Annotated in this window: 20 protein-coding genes; 6 read left to right on the plus strand and 14 right to left on the minus strand. The window is 57.7% G+C overall.

What is annotated here, in order from left to right:
* Positions 1-21 precede the first annotated feature (21 nt).
* From ftsP to G0034_RS19440, 4 genes are all read right to left on the minus strand, one after another.
* Positions 22-1,434 carry a cell division protein FtsP gene (ftsP, locus tag G0034_RS19425; protein ID WP_023331309.1) on the minus strand — a complete coding sequence of 471 codons (1,413 nt, stop codon included), beginning with the start codon at positions 1,432-1,434 and terminating at the stop codon, positions 22-24.
* A gap of 58 nt (positions 1,435-1,492) precedes the next feature.
* Positions 1,493-2,230, minus strand: a complete 738-nt coding sequence (plsC, locus tag G0034_RS19430) for a 1-acylglycerol-3-phosphate O-acyltransferase (RefSeq protein WP_179121206.1) — start codon at positions 2,228-2,230, stop codon at positions 1,493-1,495.
* A 163-nt stretch (positions 2,231-2,393) separates the two neighbouring features.
* Positions 2,394-4,652 (minus strand): DNA topoisomerase IV subunit A, encoded by a 2,259-nt coding sequence (parC, locus tag G0034_RS19435; protein ID WP_014885243.1) that lies wholly within the window; start codon positions 4,650-4,652, stop codon positions 2,394-2,396.
* A 118-nt stretch (positions 4,653-4,770) separates the two neighbouring features.
* Complete coding sequence (locus tag G0034_RS19440) at positions 4,771-5,172, minus strand: YgiW/YdeI family stress tolerance OB fold protein (RefSeq protein ID WP_023337800.1); 402 nt, start codon at positions 5,170-5,172, stop codon at positions 4,771-4,773.
* 139 nt (positions 5,173-5,311) lie between these two features.
* On the opposite strand from G0034_RS19440, the gene qseB reads away from it, so the two are divergent.
* From qseB to lysM, 5 genes are all read left to right on the plus strand, one after another.
* Entirely contained in the window at positions 5,312-5,971 is a 660-nt protein-coding gene (gene qseB / locus G0034_RS19445) for a quorum sensing response regulator transcription factor QseB (RefSeq protein ID WP_014885245.1), read from the plus strand.
* Complete coding sequence (gene qseC, locus G0034_RS19450; protein WP_014885246.1) at positions 5,968-7,305, plus strand: quorum sensing histidine kinase QseC; 1,338 nt, start codon at positions 5,968-5,970, stop codon at positions 7,303-7,305. Before qseB ends, qseC begins: the two co-directional genes overlap by 4 nt.
* A 105-nt stretch (positions 7,306-7,410) precedes the next feature.
* Positions 7,411-7,992 (plus strand): NAD(P)H-dependent oxidoreductase, encoded by a 582-nt coding sequence (locus tag G0034_RS19455; RefSeq protein WP_014885247.1) that lies wholly within the window; start codon positions 7,411-7,413, stop codon positions 7,990-7,992.
* A gap of 31 nt (positions 7,993-8,023) precedes the next feature.
* Positions 8,024-8,338, plus strand: coding sequence for a putative quinol monooxygenase (locus G0034_RS19460; RefSeq protein ID WP_008502984.1), 315 nt, complete (start codon positions 8,024-8,026; stop codon positions 8,336-8,338).
* 151 nt (positions 8,339-8,489) lie between these two features.
* Entirely contained in the window at positions 8,490-8,930 is a 441-nt protein-coding gene (gene lysM, locus G0034_RS19465) for a peptidoglycan-binding protein LysM (protein ID WP_014885249.1), read from the plus strand.
* Between the two features lie 31 nt (positions 8,931-8,961).
* On the opposite strand, the gene G0034_RS19470 is transcribed toward lysM, so the two are convergent.
* From G0034_RS19470 to G0034_RS19490, 5 genes are read right to left on the minus strand one after another with little or no spacing between them, the layout of a single operon-like run.
* Entirely contained in the window at positions 8,962-9,837 is an 876-nt protein-coding gene (locus tag G0034_RS19470) for a MurR/RpiR family transcriptional regulator (protein ID WP_059373189.1), read from the minus strand.
* Complete coding sequence (locus G0034_RS19475; protein WP_059373187.1) at positions 9,834-10,784, minus strand: iron-siderophore ABC transporter substrate-binding protein; 951 nt, start codon at positions 10,782-10,784, stop codon at positions 9,834-9,836. Before G0034_RS19475 ends, G0034_RS19470 begins: the two co-directional genes overlap by 4 nt.
* A gap of 9 nt (positions 10,785-10,793) precedes the next feature.
* Complete coding sequence (locus G0034_RS19480) at positions 10,794-11,834, minus strand: FecCD family ABC transporter permease (protein WP_059373185.1); 1,041 nt, start codon at positions 11,832-11,834, stop codon at positions 10,794-10,796.
* Positions 11,831-12,814: a FecCD family ABC transporter permease gene (locus G0034_RS19485; protein WP_059373183.1), complete on the minus strand. Its 984-nt coding sequence runs from the start codon at positions 12,812-12,814 to the stop codon at positions 11,831-11,833. The genes G0034_RS19480 and G0034_RS19485 overlap by 4 nt, the downstream gene beginning before the upstream one ends.
* Positions 12,811-13,623: an ABC transporter ATP-binding protein gene (locus tag G0034_RS19490; protein ID WP_059373182.1), complete on the minus strand. Its 813-nt coding sequence runs from the start codon at positions 13,621-13,623 to the stop codon at positions 12,811-12,813. Before G0034_RS19490 ends, G0034_RS19485 begins: the two co-directional genes overlap by 4 nt.
* A gap of 384 nt (positions 13,624-14,007) precedes the next feature.
* Here G0034_RS19490 and G0034_RS19495 point away from each other — a divergent pair, with 384 nt between their 5' ends.
* On the plus strand, positions 14,008-16,149 hold the full coding sequence (locus tag G0034_RS19495) for a TonB-dependent siderophore receptor (RefSeq protein WP_179121207.1): 2,142 nt from the start codon (positions 14,008-14,010) through the stop codon (positions 16,147-16,149).
* 83 nt (positions 16,150-16,232) lie between these two features.
* On the opposite strand, the gene parE is transcribed toward G0034_RS19495, so the two are convergent.
* The 5 genes from parE to nudF are packed head-to-tail and all read right to left on the minus strand — an operon-like array spanning position 16,233 to position 20,641.
* Complete coding sequence (gene parE / locus G0034_RS19500; protein ID WP_179121208.1) at positions 16,233-18,125, minus strand: DNA topoisomerase IV subunit B; 1,893 nt, start codon at positions 18,123-18,125, stop codon at positions 16,233-16,235.
* Between the two features lie 28 nt (positions 18,126-18,153).
* A complete protein-coding gene (yqiA, locus tag G0034_RS19505; RefSeq protein ID WP_023331317.1) occupies positions 18,154-18,735 on the minus strand; it encodes an esterase YqiA in 582 nt (193 codons plus the stop codon).
* Entirely contained in the window at positions 18,735-19,562 is an 828-nt protein-coding gene (gene cpdA, locus G0034_RS19510; protein WP_014885258.1) for a 3',5'-cyclic-AMP phosphodiesterase, read from the minus strand. The genes yqiA and cpdA overlap by 1 nt, the downstream gene beginning before the upstream one ends.
* Positions 19,563-19,589: 27 nt before the next feature.
* Positions 19,590-20,012 (minus strand): DUF1249 family protein, encoded by a 423-nt coding sequence (locus tag G0034_RS19515; protein WP_003862516.1) that lies wholly within the window; start codon positions 20,010-20,012, stop codon positions 19,590-19,592.
* The gene (gene nudF / locus G0034_RS19520; RefSeq protein WP_008502974.1) at positions 20,009-20,641 is read right to left on the minus strand and encodes an ADP-ribose diphosphatase; all 633 of its coding nucleotides are present in this window, start codon (positions 20,639-20,641) and stop codon (positions 20,009-20,011) included. The genes G0034_RS19515 and nudF overlap by 4 nt, the downstream gene beginning before the upstream one ends.
* Between the last annotated feature and the right edge of the window lie 13 nt (positions 20,642-20,654).

Below are 20,654 nucleotides of genomic sequence, written 5' to 3' on the forward strand. Positions count from 1 at the left end.
CGAACCGGGAATGTCAGGGGGTTATGGCGCGGGGTTGATCAACATCTGCCCCACGGAGCCCCTGTCCATCATCTCCAGCGTCTGGCTATGGAACAGGAACGGGAAGTGCGGCCACGAAGGCTGGCCATAGTAGACAAGCAGTTCGACCTGACCATCCACCCAGACGGTATCTTTCCAGCCGCGATCTTCCGGGAACGGCATCGCACCGTTGACGTTACGGATCAGGAATGACACCCCTTCAATATGGAACGACTGCGGCATATCTGAACGGACCGTCCAGCGCTCCCAGGTGCCCTGCTGGGCGGTGATGTCGATACGGTTGACGTCCCACAGCGCGCCGTTGATGCCCGGATCGTCGCCCAGGCTGATATCACGGCTGCGCACCGGCGAACCGCCCATGATCTCCTGCGGCAGCAAACGCATCGGCAGGCTATCGGTGACCAGCGGCAGCAGGCCGGTTGGACGCAGGGTTAACACCAGCGTGGAGACCAGAATGCTCGACGGCTCGAAGAACCCGCGAATACGGTCAACAATGCTCGCGGCTTCGCCACAGGTGACAGAGACTTCATCCCCGTTGGTCATATCCACCAGAATTTCCCGACGTTCCCCCGGCGCCAGCGCCAGTTGCTTAACGGAGACCGGCGCAGGTAAAAAGCCCTGGTCACCGGAGATCACGTGGAGCGGGCGGCCATCGCTCATCTGCAGCTGATAACGACGGGAGTTAGAGGCATTAAGCAAACGCAGACGCACCCAACCGCGGGAAACTTCGACATACGGGCTTTGCGCACCGTTTACCAGCAGCGTATCGCCAACAAAGCCACCGCTCCCCGGCTCGCTGTACTCCGGCGTGCCAAAGTTATCCAGGCGCTTGTCCTGAATAATGATCGGGAAATCATCCACGCCGTAGTGGTTCGGGATCGGCAGCGACTTGCTGACCTCATCTTCCACCAGCCACATCCCGGCCAGACCGTTATAGACCTGCTGCGCCGTGCGGTTAGGCGTGTTGGCGTGATACCACAGCGTTGCCGCGCTCTGGCGGATCGGCAGGACGGGTGCCCAGTCGGCGTTGGGAGACATCATGCGCGCCGCGCCACCGATCAGCGGGCCTGGAACCTGTAAACCGCTGATGGTCATGGCAACATTTTCAGTGGTGCGGTTGCTGTAAATGAGCTTAACGTCATCGCCGTTCCACACGCGAACGGTTGGCCCGAGGTAGCGCCCGTTAATGCCCCATACCTGCGCGCGCGTGCCCTGGGTAAAAGACCAGTGGCTGCGCTGTAGCGTCAGAAATAGCGGCTGGCCGCGACGGGATTCAATCAACGGCGGAATGGGCAGCGGCTGTTGCTGCCCGGCGGCGCTGGCTGTCAGCGGCATCGCACCCGCACAGAGGGCAATCCCCGAAGCCTGAATAAACTGACGCCGACTGAGTGACATATAAGCTCCATCTGAAACGACTAACAACGCGGGAATTCGTTTTCCCTTTAACGCCGGATTAAATCTTACCGGCGGCTTCTCTTTCTGAGACTTCTTTGTCCAGCTGCGCAATACGCTGAGCCATCAGCTCGCGGCAATGTGCTGCCAGCTCGCGTACCTGGTCTTTACCGTATTTGCTGGTATCGACAGGCGGCAACATTTCGACAATCACCAGACCATTATTCAGGCGGTTAAGATTAATCTTATTCGAAGTATTGGAAACGCACACAGGAATAATTGGAACACCCGCCGCAATTGCGGCATGAAAAGCGCCCGTTTTAAACGGCAGCAGGCCACGCCCACGGCTACGCGTCCCTTCCGGGAACATCCAGATGGATATTTTGCGCTTTTTAAAATGATTCACCACTTCCGCAATGGTGCTGTGTGCTTTTGCGCGGTTATTACGGTCGATCAGCAGGTTACCGGTCAGCCAGTACAACTGGCCAAAAAACGGGATCCACAGCAGGCTCTTTTTCCCCACCGTCACGGTCGGCGGCAGAACGATATTGGAGGCCGTCACCATATCGTAGTTGTTTTGATGGTTGGCGATATAGATGGCATTACCGAAGTTCTCTGCCCCTTCAGGCAGGCGCTTTTCAACCTTCAGACCAAACAACGGTGCAAGGCGGCCGAACATATGGCCGAAGGTGGCAACGTGCTTAGGATTGCGCGGGCTGAACAGGCAATAAATTGAGCCGAAAACACAGACCAGAATACAGTAGATAACGGTAAGAATAAGACGAACAATATATAGCATAGCGACCTCTGAAGCCCCAACAGCTGACAATTATACTTCACCTGTGGCCAGGTAAGGACTTTATTACGAGCGCGTATTGTTAATCGCAACGCACGAATTAACAACGATTTTACGGGAAATTTTATTGAACTTCCCCCTCCGGACGGAGGGGGATATCACGAGACTACTCTTCGCTGTCACCCGCGCTGCTGCGCGCCGGTGAATCTATCTCCACACGGTCGATGCGCTGCAGGCCGCGCATCAGCGAACCGCGACGACCGCGTTCGCCCACCACTTTCTGCAGCTCTTCCGGGCGCAGTTTGATCTTACGCTTGCCAACATGAATGGTCAGCGTGCTCTGCGGCGGCAGCAGGAAGAGGTGCGCCAGACCATCTTCACCTTTCGCGGCTTCCGCCGACGGGATGTTGATGATCTTGTTGCCCTTCCCTTTCGACAGCTCCGGCAGGTCGCTGACCGGGAACATCAGCATGCGTCCGGCGGAGGTGATCGCCAGCAGCATATCGCTTTCGTTCTCGATCACCAGCGGCGTCATCACGCGAGCGTTGTCCGGCAGGCTAATCAGCGCTTTACCGGCACGGTTACGCGACACAAGATCGTTAAAGGTACAGATAAAGCCATAACCCGCGTCAGACGCCATCAGCAGCTTCTGGTCATCGGCTTCCATCAGCATATGATCAACCGTCGCCCCCGGCGGCAGCGTCAGCTTACCGGTAAGCGGTTCGCCCTGGCCGCGCGCGGAAGGCAGCGTGATCGGGTCGATGGCGTAGCTGCGACCGGTGGAGTCGATAAACGCCACCGGCTGGTTACTCTTGCCTTTCACCGCCGCTTTAAAGCTGTCTCCGGCTTTGTAGCTGAGACCCGGCGCGTCGATATCATGGCCTTTGGCGCTGCGCACCCAGCCGCTTTGCGACAGCACAATGGTCACCGGCTCGGAAGGCTGCATGTCATGCTCGTTCATCGCCTTCGCTTCTTCGCGCTCGTGCAGCGGAGAACGACGATCGTCGCCGAAAGCATCAGCATCCGCCTGCAGCTCTTTCTTCAGCAGGTTATTCATCTTGCGCTCGGACGCGAGGATCGCCTGCAGCTGATCGCGCTCTTTTTCCAGCTCGTTCTGTTCACCGCGGATCTTCATCTCTTCCAGTTTGGCGAGATGGCGCAGTTTCAGTTCGAGGATCGCTTCCGCCTGCGTCTCGCTGATGCCAAAGCGCGACATCAGGGCCGGCTTCGGCTCGTCCTCGGTACGGATGATCTCAATGACTTCGTCGATATTGAGGAACGCCACCAGCAAACCTTCGAGGATATGCAGGCGCTTCAGCACTTTCTCCAGACGATGGTTAAGACGACGGCGGACCGTATCACGACGGAACGTTAGCCATTCGGAGAGGATCTCCAGCAGGTTTTTCACCGCCGGGCGTCCGTCAAGGCCGATCATGTTCAGGTTGATGCGGTAGCTTTTTTCCAGATCGGTGGTGGCAAACAGGTGGTTCATCACCTGCTCCATGTCCACGCGGTTGGAGCGCGGCACGATCACCAGACGGGTCGGGTTCTCGTGGTCAGATTCGTCGCGCAGGTCGTCCACCATCGGCAGCTTTTTATTGCGCATCTGGGAGGCGATCTGCTCCAGCACTTTCGCGCCGGAAACCTGGTGCGGCAGTGCGGTGATCACCACAGCGCCGTCTTCTTTATTCCACACCGCGCGCATGCGCACGGAGCCGCGACCGTTCTGGTAGATTTTGCGAATTTCCGCACGCGAGGTGATGATTTCCGCTTCAGTCGGATAATCCGGCCCCTGAACGATATCCAGCAGCTCGTCGAGCGACGTTTTAGGCTGCTCAATCAGGGTGATGGCGGCTTTCGCCACTTCACGCAGGTTGTGAGGCGGAATATCTGTCGCCATACCGACCGCAATACCGGTGGTACCGTTCAGCAGGATGTTTGGCAGACGCGCAGGCAGCATCTTCGGCTCCTGCATCGTACCGTCGAAGTTTGGCACCCAGTCAACGGTTCCCTGACCCAGCTCGCCCAGCAGCACTTCGGCATATTTAGAGAGACGAGATTCGGTATAACGCATCGCCGCGAAGGATTTCGGATCGTCCGGTGCCCCCCAGTTCCCCTGACCATCCACCAGCGGATAGCGGTAAGAGAACGGCTGCGCCATCAGGACCATCGCTTCATAACAGGCGCTGTCGCCGTGCGGATGGTATTTACCCAGCACGTCACCGACGGTACGGGCGGATTTCTTGAACTTGGCGGTGGCGTTCAGCCCCAGTTCGGACATCGCATAGACGATGCGGCGCTGAACCGGCTTCAGGCCATCCCCGATAAACGGCAACGCCCTGTCCATGATGACGTACATGGAGTAGTTCAGGTAGGCGTTTTCCGTGAATTCATGTAGCGCGAGGCGCTCTGCCATATCGCTCATTACGTGTGATTCCTCAACTCAGAAACCGATGGGTTTCAGGCAATATTGCCGCAGATACTACCCTATCTGACGAGTTGAGTCACAAAGAAAAAGGGCCGGGTGAGCGGCCCTTTTCGGGTTATTTGTTCAGCTTGATAACCTGCTTCACATCGATTTCAAACTCGTTCCAGTCTTTATCGACTTTACCCTGCAGCTCCACTTTATCCTGCGGGGTCACGGTCACGCCGTTCCAGCGCTTGTGGTCAATTTCGACCACCACCGTACCGGACTCATCGCGGAAGGTGTAGCGGTCATCGGACAGGCGCTCGGTAATGTTCCCGCGCAGCTTCACCCAGGCATCGTCCTTCAGATCTTTCACTTTAGCCGCGGTGGTGAGGTTGGCGTTGTTATCGACAAAACCGCCCTGCTGAGTTTGCGTCTGGGCCGGCGTGGCGGATGGGCCACTAAAACCGCCCTGAGCAGCAAAGACCGGCGCGGTGGTCATCATCATGATGGCAGTAATTGCAGCGAATTTTTTCATCGTAATCTCTCCCTTTAATGTCGTTTCGCAGTCCATTAAACAGGGTAATCCTTAACAACTTCTTAAGGGGAAAATTTATTTATTTTTACTGTACACCAGCCGCTTAGAGAGGGTTTACTGGCGGCATCAAGGAGGGAACATGCGCATTTTACTGGTAGAAGATGACAAGCTCATCGGCGATGGCATCAAAGCGGGCTTAAGCAAACTGGGCTTTAGTGTGGACTGGTTTACCGAGGGGAAAACCGGGCAGGCCGCGCTCGCTTCCGCGCCCTATGATGCCGTGGTGCTGGACCTGACGCTGCCGGAAATTGACGGTCTGGACATTCTGCGCGCCTGGCGTGAAGGCGGACACAGCGAGCCGGTACTGATCCTGACGGCGCGGGATGCGCTGAACCAGCGTGTTGAAGGGCTGCGCCTCGGGGCGGACGATTATCTCTGTAAGCCTTTTGCCCTGATCGAAGTGGCTGCCCGCCTTGAAGCGCTGGTGCGCCGCAGCCACGGCCAGACGCGCAGCGAACTGCGCCACGGCAAGGTCACGCTCGATCCAGCGAGCCTTATCGCCACGCTGGATGGCGAAACGTTAACGCTTAAGCCTAAAGAGTTCGCGCTGCTGGAGCTGTTAATGCGTAACGCGGGCCGGGTACTGCCGCGCAAGCTGATCGAGGAAAAACTCTATACCTGGGACGATGACGTCTCCAGCAATGCCGTCGAAGTCCATGTTCATCATTTACGCCGCAAGCTCGGAAGCGACTTTATCCGCACCGTACACGGCATCGGTTATACCCTGGGTGACGCATGAAATTGAGCCTGAAGCTGCGCCTGACGCTGCTGTTTTTAGTCCTCTCTCTAACGGCATGGTTCGCCGCCAGCCTGGTGGCCTGGCAGCAGACCACCCACAAGCTGGATAAGCTGTTCGATACGCAGCAGATGCTGTTTGCCAAACGACTGCTGACGATGGAACTGGACGAGCTTCATGCGCCAGCGCGCATGCGAGAGGTGCCGAAAAAAGCCAAACACGGGCATCTTGACGACGACGCGCTGGCCTTTGCGATTTACGCTTCAGACGGCACGATGATCCTGAACGACGGCGAAAACGGCCGCGATATCCCGTATCACTATCGCCGTGACGGCTTTGACGACGGACGGCTTCAGGACGATAACGACGAATGGCGCTTTTTATGGCTAACCTCGCCAGACGGGAAATACCGCGTGGTGGTCGGCCAGGAGTGGGAGTACCGGCAGGATATGGCGCTCGACGTCGTCAGCTCACAGCTGACGCCTTGGCTGGTGGCGCTGCCGGTAATGCTGCTGTTGCTTATTGTCCTGCTGAGTCGGGAACTGAAACCGCTGAAAAAGCTGGCACAGACCCTGCGCGCGCGCTCGCCGGATGCCACCGATGCCCTGCCCACCCAGGGCGTACCGGCGGAAGTGCGCCCCCTGCTCGACTCGCTGAATCATCTCTTTGCGCGTACCCAGGAGATGATGACCCGCGAGCGCCGCTTTACCTCCGATGCCGCCCATGAATTACGCAGCCCGCTGGCGGCGCTGAAGGTGCAAACCGACGTGGCGCAGCTCTCTCAGGACGATCCGCAGGCGCAGGAAAAAGCGCTGACGCAACTGCACGCGGGCATCGATCGCGCGTCCCGCCTGGTGGATCAGCTCCTCACGCTGTCGCGTCTGGACTCGCTGGACAGCCTGGACGGTGTAGAACAGATAGCGATGGCCGATTTGCTGCAGTCCGCGGTAATGGATATCTACCCTCCGGCGCAGCAGGCGGGCATTGATATTCGTCTGAACATTAACGCGCCAGAGGTGACGCGCACGGGTCAGCAACTGCTCCTGAGCCTGCTGGTACGTAACCTGCTGGATAACGCCACCCGTTACAGTCCGCGCGGCAGCGTGGTGGATGTGACGCTGGATGCGCGTCGCTTTACCGTGCGCGACAACGGCCCGGGTATTTCCCCCGATGCGCTGGCGCGTCTCGGCGAGCGCTTTTACCGTCCGCCAGGTCAGGATGCCACCGGAAGCGGGCTGGGGTTATCCATTGTGAAACGCATCGCCGCCCTGCACGGGATGCACGTCGCGCTGGGCAACGCCCCTGAAGGCGGCTTCGAAGTGAACGTCAGCTGGTAAAAGATTATTGCATTTAACGCAAAAGACTTTGCACATTTTGCTCATTTTTCCGCTCCGTCCTCGCGCGTAGAATACCCGGCATACTCTCAGTCACGAGGACAAATAATGAGCAACATTTTGATTATCAACGGCGCAAAAGAATTTGCGCACTCTAAAGGCCAACTGAATGACACCCTGACCGAGGTCGCGGATGGTTTCCTGCGCGACGCCGGGCATGATGTTAAGGTCGTGCGTGCGGACAGCGAGTATGACGTGAAGGCGGAAGTGCAGAACTTCCTGTGGGCCGACGTAGTGATTTGGCAGATGCCGGGCTGGTGGATGGGCGCACCGTGGACGGTGAAAAAGTACATGGACGACGTCTTCACCGAAGGTCACGGTTCACTGTATGCCAGCGACGGCCGCACCCGTTCAGACGCGTCGAAAAAATACGGTTCCGGCGGTCTGATTCAGGGCAAAAAATATATGCTTTCCCTGACCTGGAACGCTCCTCTGGAAGCCTTCACCGAAAAAGATCAGTTCTTTGAAGGCGTGGGCGTCGACGGCGCGTATCTGCCGTTCCACAAGGCGAACCAGTTCCTGGGGATGGATCCGCTGCCGACCTTTATCGTCAACGACGTAATTAAAATGCCGGACGTCCCGAGCTATATCGCAGAATATCGCAAGCATCTCGCGAAAATTTTTGCTTAACTGGTAGCCTGGAATTAAAGGAGTAGTAACCATGCTTACAGTAATCGCAGAAATCCGTACTCGTCCAGGTCAACATCACCGTCAGGCGGTGCTGGATCAGTTCGCGAAAATTATCCCAACCGTACTGAAAGAAGAAGGCTGCCACGGCTACGCGCCGATGGTGGACGCCGCTACTGACGCAAGCTTCCAGGCCACCGCGCCAGACTCCATTATCATGGTTGAGCAGTGGGAAACCGTCGCCCATCTTGAAGCGCATTTGCAGACCGCACATATGAAAGCGTGGAGCGATGCGGTGAAAGGTGACGTGCTGGAGACCCACATCCGTATTCTGGAGCAAGGGGTTTAAGTTCGTGGAATTTGCCGGGTGGCACTGCGTTTACCCGGCCTACAAAACCTGAACCGTAGGCCCGGTAAGCGTTAGCGCCACCGGGCTTTTTTCGCACCTTAAACCTCAACTGCTATGCTTATTCTGACTTCATGATTAACAGGAGGATGGAATGGGTCTTTTTAACTTCGTAAAAGAAGCAGGCGAAAAGCTGTGGGATAACCTGACCGATCATAAAGGCCAGGGCGACAAAATCACCGAGCACCTCAAGAAACTCAACATTCCCGGTTCAGACAAAGTCCAGGTTAACGTTACCGACGGCAAAGCCAGCGTAACGGGCGACGGGCTGACCCAGGAGCAGAAAGAGAAAATCCAGGTCGCCGTCGGGAACATCGCGGGCGTCAGCGAAGTGGAGAACAATATCACCGCGACCGATGCCAAAGATGAAGCCACCTACTACACGGTAAAATCCGGCGATACCCTGAGCGCTATCTCCAAAACCGTGTACGGCGATGCCAACCAGTACAACAAGATTTTCGAGGCCAATCGCCCGATGCTCTCCAGCCCGGATAAAATCTACCCGGGCCAGACGCTGCGTATTCCTAAAGCGTGATCCACGAGTCGGGGGGGACCCCCGACTGTTTTTAACCGCTTTTCTTCCCCGGCTTTAACCCACGATGCAACTCATTGATACGCTTCATCGACTTAATGGTGCGCTGCGGTTCGGTGGAGGCAACGGATAAAACAATCATCTCCAGACACAGCAGCACCGTGCCATGAAGCGGGATTTTACCCTTCTCTCCGCCACGCGGGACGTGGATCACCACGCTGGCCTCTTTACTGAATTGTGAGTCGGTGGCATTGGTCAGCAAAACGGTGGGGATCCCCAGGCGTTTCGCCTCGCGCAGCGTGGTTTGTCCTTCCCGATGCGCAGATTTTTGCGCCATCATGATCAGCACATCGCCGCGCTGGAGCCCAATCAACTGTTCCGCAAGCCCTATCCCGGTACGGTTGAGCGGCATGGCGGGGAGTCCCATCCGGCTGAACAATCTGGCGGTGTATTCGGCCAGAACCCCGGACGCGCCAATACCAAACAGGGCAACCTGCCTCGCCTGAGCCAGCAGTGAGACCGCCTGCGCCATCGCGAGGCGGTTGTGGGGTTCAGACAAGACGTTACAGGTATGCTGGTGCCCCTCCAGCACGAAATCAATGCTCGCATTGACGTCGCTGGTAAGCGTATTCACCGTGGTGGAGATTTTTTCGCTGGAGGTCACCACCGGACCAAACCACTGCTCCAGCGTCTGCTTGAGATCGCGCAATCCACCAAAACCGAGTGCCTGGATGGCGCGGACGACGGTGGCATCCGACGTTTTAAGCAGCGTCGCGATCTCCATCGCCGTCTGTTCCATCACCGCTTCACGATTTTCATTGATATAGCGCGCCACCAGCAGCAGCCGCGGCGTAAGCTGGTGCGCCCGCGAGCGGAGGCGGTCGCCGAAAACATCGACTTTTCGGCTCATCGTGACGCCTCCGGCAAAGGACGTCCGGCAATCTGCGACTGCACCTGCGCGGCCATGAGCCCTAACGAGGCGAACGAGTTCGAGATGGCCTCTTCGCGCGAGATCAGTACGTAGTGGCCGGTTCGGCAGGCATTCAGGAACTGACACCAGCCGGGCATGACCGCATACATTGCTGCCAGCTCATCCTGCGGTTTGCCGCCCGTATCCCCGCGCCAGGTAGCGAAAACGAAATCAGCATCCAGCTCCGGCAGCCGTTCAGCACTGACGTCAATCCGTCCGCCCTCCGGGATGGACTCAATCAGCGGCGGGAAGGTAAACCCGGCATCACGCAGGACGCGCCCCAGCGAATGGTAGCTATGCATGGCGTTGATTTTCCCCTGATTAGCCTGAATCACCGACACGGTGATTTTGCGTGTGTCGATAGTCGCCTTCAGCGCCTTGATTTGTTCCTGATAGCGGCGTTCAAGAACCTTGAGCCGCGCCTGCGTGCCCGTCAGCTGCGCCAGTTTGCGGTAGATCTCCGGCGCGCCGCCGTCGAGATGATCGATACTCACCGTCGGGGCTATTTTTTCCAGCTGCTCCACCGGCGTGTTGCGGGTCGGCTCGGTAATGATCAGGTCCGGTTTTACCGCGGCGATGGCCTCAATGTCGATATCGGCAGTGCCGATAAATTTGATGTCGGAATTATCGAAGTCGACGCCGGTCAACATGCCGCTGGACCGCAGAAAGTGGCTACCGTCCGGTCGCGTGCGGCCATGGCTCGCCACGGGCGGTACGCCAAGCTCAATCAGTGGAATGGTGATATCCAGATCGTGTAACGAGACGATCCGTTTCGGATGTACCGGTACCACCACTTTCCGGTTCAGATCGTCCGTAAACGTCTGGGTCGGCTCGGCCGCACCCACCGCAAAGCCTACCAGCACCAGCATCGCAAACAGTACGCGCATCATAGTCTCCTAAAATCTGTCCCGACGCTGCCAGAGCAGCAGCAGGAAAAAGGGTCCACCAATCAGTGAAATCACAATGCCCGCAGGCAGCTGCAGCGGGAGGAATGCCAGCCGCCCGACGTTATCCGCCAGCAGCACCAGCAGCGCCCCCAGCACGGCGCTTCCCGTCAGGAGCGCGGTTTGCCCGCCGCGCAGCAGCAGGCGCGCCATATGTGGCGCAATGAGCCCGACAAAACCAATACTGCCCACGCAGGAGACGCAGGCCGCCGTCAGCACCACCGGGGCGAGAACGCGCAGCAGCGCCAGTCGGTTTGTGCGCACCCCCAGTCCCGCCGCCGCGTGGTTGCCGAGCAGCGCCACGTCGGCAGCGCGGGCGGTTAATAACAGCAGCGCAAATGCCGGAAGCGACCAGGCCGCCGCAATGCTGACCAGCGTCCAGTTTGCCGCGTGCAGGCTTCCCGCCAGCCATAGCATCGCCGTCTGCACGTCGCGCACGTCCGCCGTGGTCATAAAGACGCCCATTGCCGCGGCGAAGGCCCATGAAACGCCGATGCCGATCAGAATGAATCGTGGACGCGAAATATCACGCGCCAGGGCCACCACCAGCAGCGCAGTGAGTAGGCCTCCGGCTATGCCGACCAGCGGCCGCCAGCCTAGTCCCAGCGCCGGAAACTGAAAAATCAGCAGCAGTACCGCCGCGCTACAACCCTCTTTCACGCCGATAAGCCCCGGGTCCGCCAGGCCATTGCGGGTAATGGACTGCATTGCCGCGCCAGCCATGCCGAGCATCGCGCCGCACAGTACCGCCATCAGCAGGCGCGGCAGACGGATATCCATCACGATGTAGTGCGTCTCTGGGGTCAGGCTTTCGGGATAAAACAGCGCTCGCCCGATGGCGGATGCGGGGACGGGAAGCGAGCCGTGCGTCAGGCCAAAAGCGGTTAGCAAGCAGGCCGCCAGCGTCAGGACGGCCAGGCACGCCAGCGCTTTTGGACGAACCAGCGCCGAGAAAGCCCCCACGCGTAACGCACGCAATCCAGCCCGGTTCATTTGAACATCCTTGCAGCCATGAAGATAAAGACGGGCGCGCCGACCAGGGCAGTCATGATGCCGGTTGCCAGCTCCCAGGGCGTAAACAGCGTGCGGGCAGCAATGTCCGCCAGCAGCAGAACCAGTGCCCCGCACAAGGCAGACAGCGGCACCATCACGCGCAGATCGACCGACACCACACGGCGAATGAGCTGCGGCACCACAAGGCCGATAAAGCCAATCGGCCCGGCGAGGGAGACCGCCGCCCCGCAGAGCAGCGCGATAGAAAGCAGAGCGAGCAGGCGGGTTTTCAGCAGCGACACGCCCAGCCCCTGCGCCATCCTGTCGCCCATCGCCAGCATATTGAGCGAGGGCGATAACCCGAGCGCCAGCACAAACCCCATGACTGCCACCCACAGGGCAGCGGCGATCGTTTCACCGCTAAGCCCTGCTAAATCTCCCGCCAGCCAGGTCCGCATGGCGAGCAGCGTCTGTTCATCCAGAATGAGCACCGTGGCGGTAATCGACGCGGCAAACGCCGACATCGCCACGCCGCACAGGGTCACCTTCATCGGCGTGAGCCCGGCGCGGCCGGACGAGGAGAACATCAGTACCAGCAGAAACAGCGCAGCGGCGCCAGCGGCGGCAATCAGTGGGCGTCCAAACGGCAGCGTTAGCCCAAGCGCGCTCGTCAGTACCACCGCCAGTGCCGCCCCGGCATTGAGCCCCAGAATATGCGGTTCGCCGAGCGGGTTGCGGATCACGGATTGCAGCAGCACGCCCGCGACGCCGAGGGCAGCACCTGTCACCATCGCGCCGCAGAGACGCAGCAGCCGCAGTTTGATAATGATGTTATGGTCGAAATTGCGCGGGTCGAAATGGAAGAAGGCCTCCACCACCGTCTTCGGGGCGATAAAACGCGCACCGATACCCAGATGCGCAATCGCGCCCATCGCCAGCAGCAAGGTGAAAAGCAGGAAAGCCAGAGAGGTGCGCATCATGGCTGTTCCGTGACCTGGCGGAACGGCATAAAGAACGGTTTGCCGGTCAGCGGATTGATGGACATATGCACGTCGACATCAAATACCGCTTTAATCAACGCCGGCGTGCAGACGTCGCCCTCATGTAACACGCCCTCCACTTTTCCCTGGCGTAAAAAGACCAGTGAATCACCATAGTTCACGGCGAAGTTAAGGTCGTGCAGCACCACTATCACGGTACGTCCATGCGCGCGGGTCAGCGTATGCAGCAGTTCGAGGATTTCCACCTGATAGCGGAGATCGAGGAAGGTTGTCGGTTCATCCAGCAGGATATACGGCGTTTGCTGTGCCAGCGCCATGGCGATCCAGCAGCGCTGGCGCTGGCCGCCGGACAGGCTCTCGACAGGCCTATGGGCAAACTCCGCCGTGCCGGTCAGGCGCAGCGCCTCTTCCACCGCCCGCTCGTCTTCGTCGCTCCACTGGCGCATAAAATTCTGCCACGGAAAACGCCCGCGCGAGACCAGCTCGAAAACGGTTAACCCTTCCGGCAGCAGCGGCGACTGCGGCAGGATGCCAAGCTGGCGGGCGACCGCTTTCGTCGGCTGCGCGTGGATTGCCTTGCCGTCGAGAACGGCCGCGCCGCCCAGCGGCTGGAGTAAGCGCGCAATCGTACTCAGCAGCGTCGATTTTCCGCAGCCGTTCGCGCCCACCAGAACGGTTATTTTCTGCTGCGGGATCGCAAGGGAGATATCATCAACGATGATTTTTTTCTGGTAACCGGCAGAAAGATTCTCCAGAACCAGTCCCGGTTTTTGGGTGTTGTGAGCCACGTGAATGCCAACGTAATGAAAAACAGCAATAAATATAAATAAAAATCATTCTCTTTTGAGAGTTTGCCGCCGCGTCATGTAGTAGTCAAGTGAAGAAATACCCTTGAACAACCAGGGGTAACGGGGCATTTACACGCGACACAAAACACAAATAAGTATCTATTTTTCAATCAATTAAATGGTTAATCTTTTGTATTTCCGTCACGTTTCGCCTGTGTAGCCAATTTTTATCTTTTTTCATTTACTACTACATACCTGCATGATTGAATGATTCTCAATTACATGTTCGATGCCGGTTCTGGCTAACGAGCAGACCATTAAGGGCAATGACTCACACATTCTTCCGTGAAGGTGATTCACGGATATTTCGGGATAACAGATGTAATGGCTACGTTCACACCTTCACTCTCTGGGGTAAAAGGGCGCGCGCTCTTTTCTCTGCTGTTTATCGCACCGCTGGTACAGGCCGCAGACGCTAATACGGCTAAAGACGGCGAAACGCTTACCGTTATCGCCGATCCCACTGCCGTGGCGGAGGCCACCAACGGCTACCAGCCGCTGAACACCTCCACCGCGACGCTGACCACCATGCCCATGCTGGATATCCCGCAGGTGGTGAATACCGTCAGCGATAAAGTGCTTGAGGATCAGCACGCTACCACGCTCGATGAAGCGCTGTATAACGTCAGCAACGTGGTTCAGACCAACACCCTGGGCGGTACGCAGGATGCCTTTGTACGCCGTGGATTTGGCGCGAACCGTGACGGCTCGATCATGACCAACGGTCTGCGTACCGTCCTGCCGCGTAGCTTCAACGCCGCTACCGAACGCGTGGAGGTGCTGAAAGGCCCGGCCTCAACGCTTTATGGCATTCTCGATCCGGGCGGCCTGATTAATGTCGTCACTAAACGCCCGGAGAAAACCTTCGGCGGCGCAATTTCTGCCACCTCCTCCAGCTTTGGCGGCGGCACCGGACAGGTTGACGTGACCGGCCCGATTGACGGGACCCGTCTGGCGTACCGCCTGACGGGGGAGTATCAGGACGAGGACTACTGGCGCAATTTCGGTAACGAACGCAGCACCTTTATCGCCCCCTCCCTGACCTGGTTTGGCGATGATGCCACGGTGACCGTGCTCTATTCCCACCGCGACTATAAAACGCCGTTCGATCGCGGCACGATCTTCGACCTCAACACCAAACAGCCGGTGAACGTCGATCGCAATACCCGTTTTGACGAGCCGTTTAACATCACTGACGGGCAGTCCGATCTCGCTCAGCTTAACGCGGAATACCGCCTTAATAGCCAGTGGACCGCGAAGTTCGACTACAGCTACAGCAAGGATAAATACAGCGATAACCAGGCCCGCGTGATGGCCTACGATGCCAAAACCGGTAACCTCACCCGTCGCGTGGATGCGACCCAGGGCTCAACCCAGCGCATGCACAGCACCCGCGCGGATTTGCAGGGCAACGTGGATATCGCGGGCTTTTACAATGAGATCCTGACCGGCGTGTCGTATGAAAATTACGATCTGCTGCGTACGGACATGATGCGCTGTAAGAACGTCAAAGGTTTCAATATTTACCATCCGGTTTACGGCAAACTCGACAAGTGTACAACCGTCTCCGCAGCTGACAGCGACCAGACGCTGAAGCAGGAGAGTTACTCTGCCTACGCGCAGGATGCCCTGTACCTGACCGATAAATGGATCGCCGTCGCCGGGATGCGCTATCAGTATTACACCCAGTACGCCGGTAAAGGCCGTCCTTTCAACGTTAACACCGACAGTCGCGACGAACAGTGGACGCCAAAGCTGGGGCTGGTTTACAAACTCACGCCGTCCGTTTCGCTGTTTGCTAACTACTCCCAGACGTTTATGCCGCAGTCGTCCATTGCGAGCTATATTGGCGACCTGCCGCCGGAAACGTCGAATGCCTACGAAGTGGGCGCAAAGTTCGACCTGTTCGACGGGGTTACTGCCAACATCGCGCTCTTTGATATTCACAAACGCAACGTGCTGTATACCGAAAGCATCGGGGGCGAAACCATCGCCAAAACCGCGGGCCGCGTGCGTTCTCAGGGCGTTGAGGTGGATCTCGCCGGGTCGCTGACGGAGAACACCAACATTATCGCCAGCTACGGCTATACCGACGCGAAAGTGCTGGAAGACCCGGACTATGCGGGTAAACCGCTGCCAAACGTGCCGCGCCATACCGGTTCTCTGTTCCTGACCTACGATATTCATAATGCGTTTGCCGGGAATACGCTGACCCTCGGCGGCGGCGGGCATGGCGTGAGCCGTCGCTCAGCGACCAACGGTGCGGATTATTATCTGCCGGGCTATTTCGTGGCGGATGCGTTTGCGGCGTACAAGATGAAGCTGCAGTATCCGGTGACGCTGCAGGTCAACGTGAAGAACCTGTTTGATAAGACCTACTACACGTCATCTATCGCGACCAATAATCTGGGCAACCAAATCGGCGATCCGCGTGAAGTGCAGTTTACGGTGAAGATGGAGTTTTGATGTAAAAAAGCCCGGTGGCGCTCACGCTTACCGGGCCTACGATCCATTCCCTCTCCCCGTGGGAGAGGGTTAGGGTGAGGGCATCAGGCCTCAATATCCGCCATATCACCCTTCTCCTGCAGCCAGTTACGTCGGTCTTCCGAACGTTTCTTGGCAAGGAGCATATCCATCATGGCATTCGTTTGCTGTTCGTCTTCGTCGCTGATGGTCAGCTGCACCAGACGGCGCGTATTCGGATCCAGCGTCGTTTCACGCAGCTGCATTGGGTTCATCTCACCCAGCCCTTTAAAGCGCTGGACGTTAGGCTTGCCCTTCTTACGCTTCAGCTGTTCCAGCACGCCCGCCTTCTCTTCTTCCGTCAGTGCGTAATAAACCTCTTTGCCGAGGTCGATACGGTACAGCGGCGGCAGCGCCACGTGGACGTGACCGTTTTTCACCAGCGTGCGGAAATGCTTCACGAACAGCGCGCACAGCAGCGTGGCAATGTGCAGACCATCGGAGTCCGCATCCGCGAGGATACAGATCTTGCCGTAACGCAGCTGGCTCAGATCGTCGCTGTCAGGATCGATACCGATCGCTACGGAAATATCATGCACTTCCTGCGAAGCCAGCACTTCATCTGAAGAGACTTCCCAGGTGTTCAGGATCTTACCCTTGAGCGGCATGATCGCCTGATATTCACGATCGCGCGCCTGCTTGGCCGACCCGCCCGCCGAGTCCCCTTCCACGAGGAACAGCTCGGTACGGTTGAGGTCCTGTGCGGTACAGTCCGCCAGCTTGCCCGGCAGCGCAGGGCCGCTGGTCAGCTTTTTACGTACCACTTTCTTCGCCGCACGCAGACGGCGCTGGGCGCTGGAAATCGCCATTTCAGCCAGCATCTCTGCCGCCTGAACGTTCTGGTTCAGCCACAGGGTAAAGGCATCTTTCACCACGCCGGAGACGAACGCCGCACACTGACGTGACGACAGACGTTCTTTGGTCTGGCCGGCAAACTGCGGATCCTGCATCTTCACGGAGAGCACGTAGGCGCAGCGATCCCAGATATCTTCCGCCGACAGCTTCACGCCGCGCGGCAGAATGTTGCGGTATTCGCAGAACTCGCGCATCGCATCCAGCAGGCCCTGACGCAGGCCGTTGACGTGCGTACCGCCGAGCATGGTGGGAATCAGGTTGACGTAGCTTTCCGTCAGCAGCTCGCCGCCTTCCGGCAGCCACAACAGCGCCCAGTCCACCGCTTCGGTGTCACCGCTAAAGTTACCGACGAACGGTTTTTCCGGCAGCGTCGGCAGGCCGTTTACCGCTTCGCACAGATAGTCATTAAGACCATCGGCGTAGCACCAGGTCTGCTGGGTGTTGTTGACGTGATCGGTAAAAGTGATTTCAACGCCCGGACAGAGCACCGCTTTCGCTTTCAGCAGGTGCGTCAGGCGAGAAACGGAAAAACGCGGGCTGTCGAAGAAGCTTTCGTCTGGCCAGAAGTGGACGCTGGTACCGGTGTTGCGTTTGCCGCACGTGCCGACAACCTGCAAATCCTGCACCTTTTCGCCGTTTTCAAACGCGATGTTATAGACCTGACCGTCGCGACGGACGTTCACTTCCACCCGTTTGGACAGGGCGTTAACCACGGAGATCCCCACGCCGTGCAAACCGCCGGAGAACTGGTAGTTTTTGTTGGAGAACTTACCGCCCGCGTGCAGACGACACAGGATCAGCTCAACGGCAGGCACGCCCTCTTCCGGGTGGATGTCCACCGGCATGCCGCGCCCGTCGTCGATAACTTCCAGCGACTGATCGGCATGCAGGATGACGTCAACGCGTTTGGCATGGCCCGCCAGCGCTTCGTCCACACTGTTATCAATAACTTCCTGGCCCAGGTGGTTTGGGCGCGTTGTATCGGTGTACATCCCCGGGCGGCGGCGAACCGGCTCAAGCCCGGTGAGGACCTCAATGGCATCAGCGTTATAGGTTTGCGTCATGATTTAAACTAGCAATTCGCATTGATTGTCAGTGGCTGTGCAGTCCAAGAAAATCGACAATCTGGGTGAAATGATTCTCAAAGCCCGTGAAAGCATGGTTTCCGCCTTCTTCTATAGTCTGGCGGCAGGATGCGTAATACGCCACTGCCTGGCGGTAATCCAGCACTTCATCACCCGTCTGTTGCAGCAGCCAGATGAGATCCGGCGCTTCAAGCGGGTCGACCTGCATAACTTTGAGATCGTAAATATGGCGTGACTCTAGCACATATTGCTGCCCGGTGTAGGGGTTCTCGTTTTCACCAAGAAAGTCCCTCAGCAGCTCAAATGGCCGTACCGCCGGATTCACCACAACGGCCGGCAGCATAAAGCATTGCGAGAGCCAGGTGGCGTAGTACCCGCCCAGCGATGAGCCGACCACACCAAACGATTCACCGCCGTGTTCAAGCACGATGGATTCGAGCATTTCCGCCGCCTCCGCCGGATAAGGCGGCAGCTGCGGGATAATCATCTCAACATGGGGGTGATGCTCGCTCAGCCACTGGCGAAACTGTGTCGCTTTTGCGGAGCGCGGCGAGCTGTTGAATCCGTGCAGATAAAGGAGCGTAGACATCAATAGCCTTCTGAAGCGGTATCTGGTCGGAATTGTGCGCCTGCCAGACGGCAGACTTCCGTGGTCAGCGTGCCGTCGGCATGCAGTTCCAGCCAGCGCCAGCCTGGCGCGATAGTATCCAGCGTAAAGTTGGCACAGTGCGGTTTAAACTGCACGCAGGTCGACGGCGTCGCCAGCATGCGGCGCCCGTTCCAGTCGAGATCCTGTTCCTGATGAATGTGTCCGCACAGCAGATGTTTCACGCGGGGGAACTTCGTCAGCACGCGATCCAGCGCGGCGGAGTTACGCAGGCTGTGTTGATCGAGCCAGCTGCAGCCCGCCGGGAGCGGATGATGATGCAGCAACAGCAGGGTATGACGTTCAGGTTCGGCAGCCAGTTTGGTCTCCAGCCAGTCGAGTTGAAACTCGCTTAACTCACCGTGCGGGACCCCAAATACCTGGCTGTCCAGCAGCAGGATCTGCCACTTTTCACCCGCAAAAACACACTTCGCCGGAGAAATCCCCGCGTCCTGGAGCGAGCTGTACATCGCGGGCTGGAAATCGTGGTTTCCCGGCAGCCAGACGCAAGGCACGCTAAAGCTCGCGATGCCTTCAGCAAAATGCTGGTAGGCCGCGGAGGATTGGTCCTGCGCCAGATCGCCTGTTGCAACTATCAGATCGCAGTCGCGATGTTCAGCGTGAATGGCGCTAAGTACTGCCTGATAGCTCTCCCAGGTATTCACCCCGAGCAGCGTCTCATGCTTTTCGGCAAAAAGGTGGGTATCGGTGATTTGTAATATCCTGACTGGCGCCCCACCAGCAACAGTCAGGTTCAACAGGCTTTCCAAATGGTGTCCTTAGGTAGGTTTATGACGCTAACAAACCGGAATCGCCATTGCTCCATGTGCTAAACAATATCTTAGCCAGTCGGCTAAAAACTGGTTAATTTGATGCTTTTCGTCGCGTTGATGCAACTTTTTATTCGGGTAATCATACCGCGCCTTGAAGCGAAAGATCTGCTGACTCGAACACACTTCAGCGACCATCGCATCATGATAGAGGCGCACCGTCATTGACGGCAGGCTCCAGTAGCTAATGCTGGGCGCCGTTTGTTCAATTTCGACCAGCGTAGTGTAGCGCGTTGATTCTGTTATCGTTAACCGATACTGCGCATTGCTCACCTGATAGCTTACCGTTTCGCCGGGTGCGTCATTTCTCGGCAGCAGGCGGCGCAATTGTGCGAAATTGGTTTCGCACAGGCGCATCATTTCTGGGAAGTCAGGTGTATAGCGCTTCATTTTTTCCACTCGTTTCGTAATGTCTGATAATGCAGTTGCAGCCATTGCAGGGCAATGACAGATGCTGCGTTGTCGATTTTCCCCTCTTCTACCCACTGATAAGCCTGTTCCCGGCTCACCACATGAACCCGAATATCTTCGTTTTCATCAGCCAGACCGTGGATCCCTTCCGCCGTCGTGGCGTCCACTTCGCCCACCATGATGGACAAGCGCTCGCTGGTGCCCCCCGGGCTCGCCAGATAACTCAACACCGGTTTTGTACGACCAACCACCAGCCCGGCCTCTTCCAGCGCCTCGCGGCGGGCGACGTCTTCAACCGTCTCGCCCTCTTCGATCATCCCGGCCACCATCTCCAGCAGCCACGGGCTCTCACTGACGTCATACGCGGCGATGCGGATCTGCTCCACCAGCACAACTTCGTCACGCACTGGGTCAAAGGGTAGCAAGACAGCCGCATGCCCGCGCTCAAAAATTTCGCGTCTGATTTCGCCGCTCATTTCACCGTTAAACAGGCGATGCCTGAAACGGTAAAGATCCATTGAAAAAAAACCGCTATAAAGCGTTTCTCGTGCAATAATTTCTACATCGTTTTTGGCGAATGTCACGGGCAACTTTTCTGGTTTTTGCATGAGTCGAGTCCTG

It is taken from the genome of Enterobacter sp. T2, from assembly GCF_010692925.1.
GTDB lineage: Bacteria > Pseudomonadota > Gammaproteobacteria > Enterobacterales > Enterobacteriaceae > Enterobacter > Enterobacter kobei.